The organism is Staphylococcus sp. NRL 16/872, from assembly GCF_022815905.2.
Classification (GTDB): Bacteria; Bacillota; Bacilli; order Staphylococcales; family Staphylococcaceae; genus Staphylococcus.
In genome coordinates this window covers 905,119-918,198 of the sequence record NZ_CP119327.1, presented here as the reverse complement: position 1 = coordinate 918,198, position 13,080 = coordinate 905,119, and the positions used below count along the sequence as shown (strand labels likewise).

Genomic DNA, 13,080 nt, shown 5'->3' with positions numbered 1-13,080 from the left:
GAGCAAGTTAGATAATAGATACGCTAACTTGCTCCTTTTTTGATTTTCTTTAATTATTTTAGTAAATTTAAAATAATTATAGGGATGAGGAGCGATACAATGAAGATTCAATTATTTCAATTTTATGTTGAATACGGAAATGCTGAAAAAAATGAAAAAAAAATAAAAAATTGGTTTGAAACTGAATTAAATGAAGATACTGAAGTCGTGGTCTTACCAGAAATGTGGAATAATGGATACGCTTTAGATGAATTATCACTCAAAGCAGATCAAGAACTAGCTAGAAGTTTTCCTTTTATTCAAACACTTGCCAAAACTTATAACGTGGATATTGTAGCTGGCTCCGTTTCAAATATTCGTAACGGAAAAGTGTATAATACAGCTTTTACTGTTTCAAAAGAAGGCCAAAGAATTAATAAATATGACAAAGTTCATCTTGTACCTATGTTAAATGAACCTGAATTTCTAGAAAGTGGTAAAACAGCTCCCGAGCCATTCACCCTTTCTTCAGGTGTTATCGCAACTCAAATCATTTGTTATGATCTGCGCTTTCCTGAACTTCTTAGATATCCAGCACGTGAAGGTGCACAAATTGGCTTTTATGTAGCGCAATGGCCTACTGCACGATTAAACCATTGGAGAGCTTTACTACAAGCGCGCGCTATTGAAAACGATATGTTCATTATTGCATGCAATGGTACAGGTAATGATGGAAACACGGACTATGCGGGACACTCAATGGTTATAAACCCTAATGGAGAAATATTAACAGAACTTGGTCAAGAAGAAGAAAGTATTGTGGTAGATATTGATATCGATGAAGTAGAACAACAACGTAATAATATTCCAGTATTCAAAAATTTAAGATTAGAACTTTATAAATAAGTTTTATCAACACAAAAAAGCCGTGAGCTTGGGAGAGACTCACGGCTTACGTTTTATTAAGGGAATGTTTTTTTACAGTTATTTTTCAATCTTTTGGGGATGTTATTAATTATGAAAATTATCACTTTATACAAATGATGTTACGATAGTTTATATCGTTGAGAATAATTACCTTCTATTACATTTAATAGCTAAGTTAATCATCCTCTACTGAGTTTTATACTTCAGTCACTTTAAATTATTATTCATTAATAAGTTGGGATGGCTTATTAATGAATATATCAACTACACGAAGAAAACAAAGTTAAGTTATTTCTACTAAGAGAATTTACTAAATTGACAATGTATTCTGCCATTATCAATAATGAAGCTTTTCTAAAGCTACACAAACACTCCTTCCAACTTGGGCAAGATGAAATGATTTCGCAACTACAAACAAAATCATCATCTTCTACTACCAATAAAACAAAACTATAAAATTTAAAGACTAAGATTATTAAGTTGTTATCACATCTATGTGATATGTCTATATTAAAACACAGACTTTACACATTTTTTTAAAAACTTCTTAACTTGCAAATTTTTATACTAAACTGTATGTTTTTATATGTTAAAATATTATATGTAATTCAAATACAACAGTTAAGTATTAATTTCGAACAGATAAGCAATGTTTTCCTGACTGGTTGCGCAAAATTGTATAATTGCATTAAGGAGAGTGGCACGATATTGAAAGCAATTGACAAAAGAATTGAACGCTTTGCTTCCTACTTACAACGAAAGAATAACCTTAATCATATTCAGTTTTTGAAAGTGCGATTAGGTTTACAAGTTGTAGTAAGTAATTTAGCAAAGACAATTGTGACATATGGTGCTGCTATCATATTCCATATATTTCTATACACTTTAATTACACATGTTAGTTATTTTTTAATCAGGCATTTTGCGCATGGGGCTCATGCTAAGTCATCATTGTTATGTCATGTTCAAAATTTAATCTTATTTGTTGGTTTACCTTGGCTCGTTGCTTATTTTCCAATAAATTTGGGTATAATGTACACGGTTGCATTAATTGGCTTAATTCTGATTGTATTGTATGCTCCTGCTGCAACAAAGAAACAGCCAATACCTCAACATTTAAGAGGAAGAAAGAAAATATTATCTATTGTTACTATATTAATAATGATAATTATTTCGTTAATAGTACCAGCGCCATACAAACAGTTAATTTTATTGGGAGTAACACTTGAAAGTCTTACTCTACTACCACTATTCTTTCCTAAGGAGGACAATTAATATGAATTTATTAAGTGTTTTATTTGCAAAAATCTTTAGTTTTATCTTTAGTATTGTTGGGACTTTTTCAGTACAAGACGTGTGTAGCTTTTATTTTGATGAACCAGAAGTTCCTGAAGAATTACAAAATTTATCTAATAAATAATTAAGGATAAGTGTTATAGAAATGAATCTTTTAGATTTTATACCATTATCAATTTTTCAGTCTGCAATGTTAATTTTAGTTTCAAAACTCATAATAGATATTAAGTTTAAAAAATGGGATTATTTAGCCGTAATTGGCATTATAATCCCATGTACTATTTTATTTTACTTTTTAGACAGAAAATCTGTTTTAATACTAATTATTTCTTGTATTATATTTTTTTATTTCAAGGCCGGACTTTGGTCTATTTTAGCTATTTTAATTTCCACTTTAATAATGTACATTAGTAATTTCTTTACTCTAGCATTGTTTGTAGTTACTGGAAATAGTATGAAACTTCAGTTTTTTGAAATAGCTATTTATATGATTTCATATACTCTTATTGCTTTAGTTTGTGTATATCTTGTCAGATTTTTAGTGAAATTATTAAAAAAATCTTATCTGTTCTTCAATAAATTTTACATTATTATAATTTCATTATTTTTAATATTATCTATTGTTGTCCTTTATTTATATACACAAAAATTTTATCTAGATACTCAAGGTCTTCGTTTATTTGCATATGTATTTTTGGCTATTTTACTTTTCTTAATACTATGCATTATTATTATCACTTATACAACACAAAGAGAACTTCGTTATAAACGTAACATGCAAGAAATTGAAACGTACTACGAATATACGCTTCAAATTGAGTCTATTAACAACGAAATGCGTAAGTTCCGACACGACTACGTCAATATTTTAACGACTATGTCTGAATATATTCGTGAAAATGATATGACTGGCTTGAAAGAATATTTCAATGAAAACATTGTACCTATGAAAGATAATCTTCAAATGAACTCGATTAAGATTAATGGTACAGAGAACTTAAAGGTTCGTGCTATTAAAGGGTTAGTCACAACTAAAATTCTTCAAGCGCAAGAAAAGAACATCCCTATTAGTATTGAAGTACCTGAGTTAGTTGAACATATTGAAATGAATACAATAGATTTAAGCCGAATTATTGGGATTATTATTGACAATGCGATTGAAGCTTCTGAAGACTTAAAGGATGCTTTAATAAGAATTGCTTTCATTAATACCGAAAACTCTGTTATGTTTATTGTGATGAACAAATGTAAAGAGGATATACCTCGTATTCATGAGTTGTTTCAGGAACGTTTTTCAACTAAAGGAGAGAATCGTGGTTTAGGTTTAACGACCTTGAAAGAAATTACAGATTCGACTGAAAATGTCTTACTTGATACAACCATTGAGAATGGCTATTTTGTTCAAAAAGTAGAAATTATAAATAATATGTCATAAGGATGTGTAACAATGAAAATATTCATTTGTGAAGATGATGTGAAACAGCGTGAAAATATGGTTTCAATTATTAATAATTACATAATGATTGAGGAAAAACCAATGGAAATTGCGTTAGCTACAGATGATCCTTATGAAGTTATAGAGCAATCTAAAGAAATGAATGATGTAGGTTGCTATTTCTTAGATATCCAATTAGAAGCGGATATGAATGGCATTAAATTGGGCAGTGAAATTCGTAAGTACGATCCGATTGGTAACATCATTTTTGTGACTAGTCATAGTGAATTAACTTATTTAACGTTTGTCTACAAAGTATCTGCAATGGACTTTATTTTCAAAGATGATCCAAGCCAGTTGCAAACAAGAATTATTGATTGCATAGAAACTGCACATACACGTTTGAAGTTACTTTCCAAAGAAAGTAACATTGAAACAATAGAATTAAAACGTGGTAGCAACTCTATTTATGTCCAATATGATGACGTAATGTTTTTTGAATCATCAACAAAATCTCATCGTTTAATTGCTCATTTAGACAATCGCCAAATTGAATTTTATGGCAATCTTAAAGAACTCGCCCAATTAGATGACCGCTTCTTTAGATGTCACAACAGTTTTGTTGTTAATCGTCATAATATCGAATCTATTGATTCTAAAGAACGTATAGTTAACTTTAAAAACGGCGAACATTGTTACGCTTCCGTTCGAAATGTCAAAAAAATATAAACACACAAAAGCACCAGCTGATATAAATTTAATCAGTTGGTGCTTTAATATTATGTTATTGTAAGTCTTTCATGACTTCATCTAAAGCAGGAATACTCTCAATCGCTCCATATTTAGTAGTCACTTTAGCTGCTACTAAATTACTGAATTTAAGTATTTCTTGTCCTTCCTTTTCAAAGAGGTCAGTAATATCAGTGATTGAACTATTTAACATTCTGCTAATTACTGCTCCAATAAAGGCATCCCCTGCCCCAGTTGTATCAATCGCTTTCACTTTATAACCTTCGTGATGAATGCTTCCCCCATTTTTTAAGAAAATGGTTGCCCCTTTAGGACCCTGTGTAAAAATAACCGCTTCAACATTGCCTGTAAATAATGATTGAATGGCTTCAGTTTCATCTGCTTTACCAGTAATGAATTCAATTTCTTCATCAGAAACTTTAACAACGTGTGCTTTAGGAATAAATTCTTGAATCGCCGCTTTACACGCATCCGCACTATCCCATAATGGCAATCTCACGTTCGGATCAAAAACGATGATACCATTAGCTGCTTCGAATTTCTCTATCATCATTTTGTGAGAAGTTTTCATTTCACTTTCTACTAAATCGACTGAACAAAAATGCAAAATATCATATTCGGATATTGTAATTTCGTCTAGATAAGACGGTTGATATAACATATCTGCAGAGGGTTTACGATAAAATGAAAAATCACGTTGACCATCTTCTTTTAAACTTACAAATGCAAGCGCTGTATTAGCTTCATTAGTTCTTCTAATATATTGCGTGCCTACACCTAATTGATCAAGCGTTTCTACAATGATATCGCCAAATGCATCGTGTCCTAGTTGTGTTACCATCTCTGCATTCGCCCCCAATTTTTGAGCTACACTCGCCACATTGGCAGGAGCGCCCCCTACTTGACGGCTAAATTGTGTGACGTCTTTTAATTCAGAATTCGTTACATTTGGAATAAAATCAATTAATGCTTCGCCTAGGGCATATAACTTTCTCATTTTATCTATCACCTTTAAATTCATATTTCGTAAATTGTAAATATACTTGTCCCGATTCTGTTGATGTTTTAATTCCTGAAGCAGTTTCATCTGGAAAAATACGAGATGTCAGTACACGTTCACCATCATTACAGAATATTTCTATACTTGATGTATCTACAAAAATTTGTAACTGAGTAAGTGGCGTATCTAAAATAGTACTACGTGTCATATCTGTAACATTATCCGGTAATAAGCCACTCTCTGAACGATCTAATGTTACTTTTTGTTCTCGCGTATTATATGTAATAAGAGTTGAACATTTTTTAGAAGCGCGTAATTCAAAATAAAGTTCTGATGCTTCATTGTCCAAAATATCAATGATTAATTCATATTGTGTGCCTTCATAAGGATGCAGTACACGAGTAAATTTATTTGCGTAGCCTAATGCTGTTTCTTTATTGGTGCGTAATTTCTCTAATGCTTTAAGAGGTCGTTGACGTAACTTGCCCTCCTCCATTGATAATTCACGAGGTATAGTTAAACAATGCGCCCATCCTTCATCATCAGTTGGATAATGAATTTCAGGTAAACCCATCCATCCAATTAATATTCGTTTACCATGTTCATCAACAAAAGTTTGTGGTGCATAAAAATCAAATCCATTATCTAATTCAATAAATTCATTATGTTCAAATGTCAAAGTATCAAAGTCTAATTCACCAATAATATAACCTGATTGGTAAATATTTCTAAATTTATCTCCTTTGGGTTCAAGCCCTTGAGGACTAAATAAAATCACATCTTCTCCATCTAATTTGAAATAATCCGGACATTCCCACATATAGCCGAAATCTTCTAAACTAGTGTGAATTTCTCCAACCAATTCCCAATGATCGAGTTGACGATTTACTGTTTTATATAATAAAAATCGACCTAATTCATTATTATTTTGTGCTCCAATTATCGCGTTGAACTCATCGTCATGTTCAAACACTTTTGGGTCTCTAAAATGACTTGTGTAACCTTGAGGTTGATGAGAAATAACAGGTTCTTTGAATTTATGTATTGTTCCATCCTCATTTACTTTCGCTATCATTTGACTAGCATGACGTTCCCAATCTTCATCTCGATGATTACCAGTATACATATAATATAAGTGACCATCATGTTCAAAGGCGCTTCCACTATATACACCATGGCTATCAAATTCAGTGTCAGGTTTAAGTATAGGGCCTTGAGGTTCAAAAGTGATTAAGTCTTTACTGGTATAATTAAACCAATATTTTAGACCATGCACAGCTCCTAAAGGGAACCACTGATGAGAAATATAATATTTACCGTCAAAATATATTAACCCGTTTGGATCGTTTAATAGTCCTGTTTCAGGTTGAATATGAAATATTTGACAATATTTAGATGTTGAGACTTGATATTTTAAGTCTTCTATTAATTTTGATTCTACATCTTCTAAACGACGATAGCGTTCTTCTCTTGACCATTCAGCCATATTATCCCTCCAACGATAGAGATTATTCTTTTTTCATTTTATCATTTCTAATAATATCGGTCCTATCTTGTGATAATTATTTTATGTTCAACCATAAATGAGCGTTTGCACAGTATAAACTTTCATTCTTAGATTAGTTACCCTAAATTTAAAAAACGGGAGACTATATTTTTTTAAAGACCCCCGCTAATTTTATGTAACTGATATATTTTCAATAAAATAATCACTTAAATTAGAAACTATTCAAATTATATTTTATCATAATTTTAAACGCTTAAAATATTAAATTTCATAGCCTCTTTATTTAATAATCATATATTTTCAAACTATAAAGACAGTTAGAATACCCCTAATCGGATGTGTCAGGACGTGTTTTCATTTAAGATAAAAGAACACCTAAGCCAATGCTTAGGTGTATGCATCACTAATTTCTAAACAAGAAATGATGCTAAAAAGTTTGTCTATAGTCTATTAATATCTTTTATTTAATTTATTAAGCTCACCGTAGAAGTACGCTTTTTCACCGTGGACAATTTCGTCTAATCCTGCTTTATCTTCTTCTTCGGTAGTTGCTAATGGCATCAGTTTTTGTAAAACTTTGCCGATAATCCAAGTTAAAACAATGGTATAAATGACTACCACTACTACTGCAATAAGTTGAATCAATACTGCATGGAAATTACCAGTGTAGACAAGGCCATTATCAATATCTCCATTAACTGCATGAGATTGGAAGACACCAGTAAGTACTGCTCCTACTACACCACCTACACCATGAATACCAAATGCATCTAATGTATCGTTATATTTAAATTTCTCTTTAATAATATTAATGACAAAATAACATGCGATACCACCACAAATTGAAATAATATATGCATTCAAATAACTTACATAACCTGCAGCAGGTGTAATAGCTACTAAACCTGCAAGTACCCCTGATAATAAACCAAGAAGGCTAAGCTTTTTAGTTATTATGTATTCCAGTACTAACCAACTGAATGCACCACCACTAGCTGCAATCACAGTATTTACAAATGAAGCTAATGCAACATCATTTAAAGAATAGGCACTACCTGTATTAAATCCATACCATCCCATCCAAACAAGTATGCCACCAATTAATGTAATTAATAAATTATGGGGTTGAATTTTTTCGATCTTTTTACCATGACCAATCATAATTGCTAAAATAAGTCCCGACACCCCTGACGTAATATGTACAACAGTTCCTCCGGCATAATCTAAAGCACCTAACTTACCTATCCAACCGCCGCCCCATACCCAGTGAGCAACCGGGCTATAAATGACAATAACCCATATTATGATAAAAATTGTAAACGGAATAAATCTCATACGTTCCGCAATAGAACCAGATAAAATTGAGACCGCAATAGTACAAAACATCATTTGAAATAACATAAATAGCGCAAACGGAACATGTGGACTTAAATCTTGATTAATCGCAAAACCTACATGTTGTAAGCCCATGAAATCAAAGTTTCCTATTAAGTCATTTCCAGTTCCAAAACTTAATGTAAAACCAAATGTAATCCATGTGAAAGTTACGATAATCATCGCTGCCATACTTTGCATTACTGTATTCAATACATTCTTAGATTGTACGAGACCCCCATAGAATAAACTTAACCCCGGTGTCATTAACCACACCAGTAATGTACAAAGAAATAAAAAAATTGTGTCATCCATCTTCATAATTACCACTTCCTTTGAAAATATCTTAATGATAGTTTTTCAAGATGGCAAAAATCGGTAAGATAAAATGACACAATATGTTACAAAATATAACATCACACTTCTGTATTTTGTTTTAAATAGTATACTTTCCTTAAAATTCGCTTATGCTTTTTGTACTGTAATCGTCCAAGAAGCGTCATCCAATTGTTCATAGTTTGTTACTGGGTAACCTTGTTCTGCTGCCCAGTTTGGAATGGCTTCTGTCGCTTGAGTACAGTCGAAATCGATTTTTAACTCATCACCGTTTTCAAGTGTTTGCATTTTCTTTTGCGCTTCAATTAATGGGAATGGACATACCATACCAACTGTACCTAATTCATATAACATTATTATTACTCCTCCTATCTGTTTACGTTGTTTGAGGTTGTTTAGAAGTAGATGCTGAGTTCGCTTGCTTTGGTGCAGTTTGTTGCTGTAATTTTTTCATTGGTCTTACGAAGATAAAATAACTCATGAACCATACACCAAAGATCATAGATACTAATGCTATCCAACCTTTCCAAGACATAATTGCAGTTTCTACTAAGCCGTTACCGATTGAGCAACCGCCTGCCACTGAGGCACCAAATCCCATACAAATACCGCCAATTGCACTGTTTCTAATAGTACGTTTATCCGGTAAACGCCATTTAAATTCATGTGAACCTCTTGCTGCAATATATGAGCCTAAGAAGATACCTAATATTAATAAAACGCCCCAATCTACTAATTTAGTATCACCTGTAATTAAGAATGTAATTAAATTAGCAGAAGGTGTTGTAATACCTAAACCATGATCACGTCCCGTTGACATACTCATTGGCCAAGCGATAAATGCTATAAGACCTACCGCAATACCTGCTACAAACGGGTGGTAACGTTTTTCAAATAAATAATGTCTAATACCTGTATACTTTTGTTTCAATTTTGGTACTGCCATTTTAGGTTTAGGCTTACGTAATGTTTTCACTACAACAAATAATGTAATACCAGTTAAAATAATTGTTAATACCCACATTGGAATACCTGTAGTTTGAGCCATACTTGTATTCACCTTCGTAGGTTTATTAATCCAATTCATAACTGGAAGCAAAACGCCTGTTTTAGTTACTGCAGCAGTGCCTGCATACATAATGAGGGCAACCCAGCTCCCGATTAACCCCTCTCCAGCTCGGTACCACGTTCCAGTCGCACATCCACCTGCTAGAACTATTCCTATTCCGAAAATGAAAGAACCAATAATCGTTCCTAGAACAGGAAATGTACTATAAGGAATTGCGATTAATCCTAAACTTGTTAATATTACAAGTCCAATACTTTGAACAGTAATCGCTACTAATAAAGCATAAAACATTTTATTATTTTTTTGCACGTACATATCTCTAAAACCACCTGTTAAGCAGAAGCGTGTACGTTGCATGACAAAGCCTAATAAAATCCCAACGATTAGGCCGCTAATAATCATCCAAACCAAAGTCAAATGCATCCTTTCCCGATTGATTTACTAAGGTATTATAATAGATTAATATTTAATTATCAATAACATTTGTTCGGATTTAATAATATTGAAATAATAAAAAAATCTTTCTTTCTCTCGAAAGAATGATTAAGACTATAAACAAAATACTATCTAGTTCGAATAGTTTTTCATAAAAAATAAAAGTGATTGTAATTCTATACCTAAATCAATATGGTGCACTTGAACAGTTTTTGGCACTTCTATTCTAGCCGGTGTAAAATTCAATATTCCTTTTACATTAGCCTCAACTAACTGATCTACTACGTTTTGAGCTGCCTTTTCAGGTGTAGTTAGAATAACTACATTAATGTCTTGAGTTTCAAGCACTTGTTGTAAATCATCCATATGATGAACTTTCACTTTACCGACTTGTTGATCTACAATATCTTTATCAATATCAAATGCTTCTGTAATCGTCATTTCGTCATGAATTGAAAAGTTGTATGTTAATAGTGCCCTTCCTAAGTTACCTACTCCAACTATAGCAATATGAATCTCCTCACTATCACTAAGTTCAGATTTAAAAAATTCTAATAAACTATCAATATTGTAGCCATAACCCTTTTTTCCTAACTCACCAAAGTAAGAAAAATCCCTTCTAATCGTGGCTGATTCAATATTTAGCGCTTCACTGATAGTTTTAGAATTAACTCGATCAATTCCTTTTGTCTTCAAGGTGTTAACGAATCTATAATATAACGGTAATCGTTTCAATGTTGCACGAGGAATTTTAGCTTGATTTTGAGCCATTTGAGTTGTCCCCCTCTTGTTTGAACTTTTTAATCTATGTATTCAAACTAATTTGCGTGCAATTAGTCATTCCTTTGAAATCACATTATGTCCCATAATGAATACTGACATATTATACCTTAACACTTTTTAAAAATAAATATCTTAGTTTCATGTAACTTTATTATACGGTAAAATAAAGAGTAATGTATAAGGCAATTTTGTGATAAATACTTTTGTAAAAAATAGAAAGGTGAACCCTGAATGATATTAATGCAATTAAATGACATTTCGAAGTCATTCGATGGTGAAGATATATTTACTCATGTTAATTTCGAAGTTAAAACTGGCGAACGTATAGGTATCGTTGGACGAAATGGCGCTGGTAAGTCAACATTAATGAAGATTATCGCAGGTGTTGAAGACTATGATAGTGGCCATATTTCTAAAATTAAAAATTTGCGTATGGGTTATTTAACTCAACAAATGACACTCAACTCTTCATCGACTGTGTTTGAAGAAATGTCTAAACCTTTTGAACACATTAAAAATATGGAAGGTTTAATTAAAGTAGAAACAGATTGGTTAGCTATGCATGCCAATGATTATGATACTGAAGACTATCAACATCATATGGAACGCTATGAATCGTTGTCTAATCAATTTGAACAACTTGAGGGCTATCAATACGAAAGTAAGATTAAAACTGTGTTGCATGGTCTGAATTTTAAAGAAGAAGATTTCGGCAAACCTATCAACGACTTTAGCGGTGGGCAAAAAACACGCTTATCACTAGCACAAATGTTATTAAGTGAGCCTGATTTATTATTATTAGATGAACCGACTAACCATCTTGATTTAGAAACGACAAAATGGTTGGAAGACTATTTAAAATACTTTAAAGGTGCCATCGTCATTATTAGTCACGATCGTTACTTCCTTGATAAAATCGTGACACAAATTTATGATGTGGCGCTTGGAGATATTAAACGTTACGTGGGTAATTATGAACAATTTATCGAACAACGCGATAAATATTATGAACAGCGTATGCAAGAATATGAAAAACAACAGGAAGAAATTAAACGTCTTGAAACGTTTGTAGAGAAAAATATTACCCGTGCCTCTACTAGCGGTATGGCTAAAAGTCGACGTAAAACGCTAGAAAAAATGGAACGCATCGATAAACCTATGTTAGATGCAAGAAGCGCCAATATTCAATTTGGCTTTGAACGCAACACTGGTAATGATGTTATGCATATTCATAATTTAGAAATCGGATATGAAATACCTATTACTAATCCTATAAATATCGAAATCACTAAAGGCGATCATATCGCTATTATTGGCCCTAATGGTGTAGGTAAAACAACGCTAATTAAAACAATTGCCAATCGTCAAGCTAAATTAGGTGGCGAGGTTGTCTTCGGTGCTAATCTTCAAATTGGATACTACGATCAAAAGCAAGCTGAATTTAAATCTAATAAGACGATTTTAGATTATGTTTGGGATCAATATTCTAATATGAATGAAAAAGATGTTCGAGCTGTATTAGGACGTTTTTTATTTGTACAAGATGACGTCAAGAAAATCATCAATGATTTATCTGGGGGCGAAAAAGCTCGTCTTCAACTTGCATTATTAATGTTACAAAGAGATAATGTATTGATTCTAGACGAACCGACCAACCATTTAGACATAGATTCAAAGGAAATGTTAGAACAAGCTTTACAACATTTTGAAGGTACAATCTTATTTGTTTCTCACGACCGTTATTTCATTAACCAATTAGCGAATAAAGTATTTGATTTAGATAAAGACGGGGGACAAATGTATCTTGGAGATTATCAATATTATATTGAAAAGACAGAAGAAGCAGCTGCCTTAGAAATTTTTGAAGCCGAACGCACTGATGATCATACAGGTGGAGCTGAGATTTCAAGTAATAAACAAAATAGTAGTTATGATAATCAAAAACAACAACGTAGAGAACAACGTAAATTAGAACGTCAAATTGAACAATGTGAAGAAAAAATAGAACAATTTGAAAACGATATAACTCATATCGATGAACAACTCACCCAACCTGAAATATTTAATGATCCTATCAAAGCATCTGAACTTGCTAATGAGAAAATGGAAACCGAACAGAAATTAGAACAAGTCATGATAGAATGGGAAGAATTACAAGAAATGTTATAAAGTAGTATTTAAGATAAAAT

Annotated in this window: 12 protein-coding genes; 6 read left to right on the top strand and 6 right to left on the bottom strand. The window is 32.2% G+C overall.

The window, feature by feature from the left end:
- The first annotated feature begins 99 nt into the window (after window positions 1-99).
- From MT340_RS04415 to agrA, 5 genes are all read left to right on the top strand, one after another.
- Window positions 100-885, top strand: coding sequence for a carbon-nitrogen family hydrolase (locus tag MT340_RS04415; RefSeq protein ID WP_243603606.1), 786 nt, complete (start codon window positions 100-102; stop codon window positions 883-885).
- A gap of 729 nt (window positions 886-1,614) precedes the next feature.
- A complete protein-coding gene (locus tag MT340_RS04410) occupies window positions 1,615-2,181 on the top strand; it encodes an accessory gene regulator AgrB (protein ID WP_243588938.1) in 567 nt (188 codons plus the stop codon).
- A 1-nt stretch (window position 2,182) separates the two neighbouring features.
- Window positions 2,183-2,326, top strand: a complete 144-nt coding sequence (gene agrD, locus MT340_RS04405) for a cyclic lactone autoinducer peptide AgrD (RefSeq protein WP_243588937.1) — start codon at window positions 2,183-2,185, stop codon at window positions 2,324-2,326.
- A gap of 21 nt (window positions 2,327-2,347) precedes the next feature.
- Window positions 2,348-3,637: a quorum-sensing sensor histidine kinase AgrC gene (gene agrC / locus MT340_RS04400; RefSeq protein ID WP_243588936.1), complete on the top strand. Its 1,290-nt coding sequence runs from the start codon at window positions 2,348-2,350 to the stop codon at window positions 3,635-3,637.
- Window positions 3,638-3,649: 12 nt separating this feature from the next.
- Entirely contained in the window at window positions 3,650-4,366 is a 717-nt protein-coding gene (gene agrA, locus MT340_RS04395) for a quorum-sensing response regulator AgrA (protein WP_243588935.1), read from the top strand.
- A gap of 55 nt (window positions 4,367-4,421) precedes the next feature.
- On the opposite strand, the gene MT340_RS04390 is transcribed toward agrA, so the two are convergent.
- The 6 genes from MT340_RS04390 to MT340_RS04365 form a co-directional block, all read right to left on the bottom strand.
- Window positions 4,422-5,384 (bottom strand): carbohydrate kinase family protein, encoded by a 963-nt coding sequence (locus MT340_RS04390; RefSeq protein WP_243603605.1) that lies wholly within the window; start codon window positions 5,382-5,384, stop codon window positions 4,422-4,424.
- 1 nt (window position 5,385) lies between these two features.
- A complete protein-coding gene (locus MT340_RS04385) occupies window positions 5,386-6,873 on the bottom strand; it encodes a sucrose-6-phosphate hydrolase (protein WP_243588933.1) in 1,488 nt (495 codons plus the stop codon).
- A 471-nt stretch (window positions 6,874-7,344) separates the two neighbouring features.
- Window positions 7,345-8,589 carry an ammonium transporter gene (locus MT340_RS04380; RefSeq protein ID WP_243588932.1) on the bottom strand — a complete coding sequence of 415 codons (1,245 nt, stop codon included), beginning with the start codon at window positions 8,587-8,589 and terminating at the stop codon, window positions 7,345-7,347.
- Between the two features lie 144 nt (window positions 8,590-8,733).
- Window positions 8,734-8,958 (bottom strand): sulfurtransferase TusA family protein, encoded by a 225-nt coding sequence (locus MT340_RS04375; RefSeq protein WP_103296997.1) that lies wholly within the window; start codon window positions 8,956-8,958, stop codon window positions 8,734-8,736.
- 22 nt (window positions 8,959-8,980) lie between these two features.
- Entirely contained in the window at window positions 8,981-10,084 is a 1,104-nt protein-coding gene (locus MT340_RS04370) for a YeeE/YedE family protein (RefSeq protein WP_243588931.1), read from the bottom strand.
- Between the two features lie 156 nt (window positions 10,085-10,240).
- The gene (locus tag MT340_RS04365) at window positions 10,241-10,879 is read right to left on the bottom strand and encodes a redox-sensing transcriptional repressor Rex (RefSeq protein ID WP_243603604.1); all 639 of its coding nucleotides are present in this window, start codon (window positions 10,877-10,879) and stop codon (window positions 10,241-10,243) included.
- Window positions 10,880-11,122: 243 nt separating this feature from the next.
- Here MT340_RS04365 and MT340_RS04360 point away from each other — a divergent pair, with 243 nt between their 5' ends.
- Window positions 11,123-13,060, top strand: a complete 1,938-nt coding sequence (locus MT340_RS04360; protein ID WP_243588930.1) for an ABC-F family ATP-binding cassette domain-containing protein — start codon at window positions 11,123-11,125, stop codon at window positions 13,058-13,060.
- Window positions 13,061-13,080 lie beyond the last annotated feature (20 nt).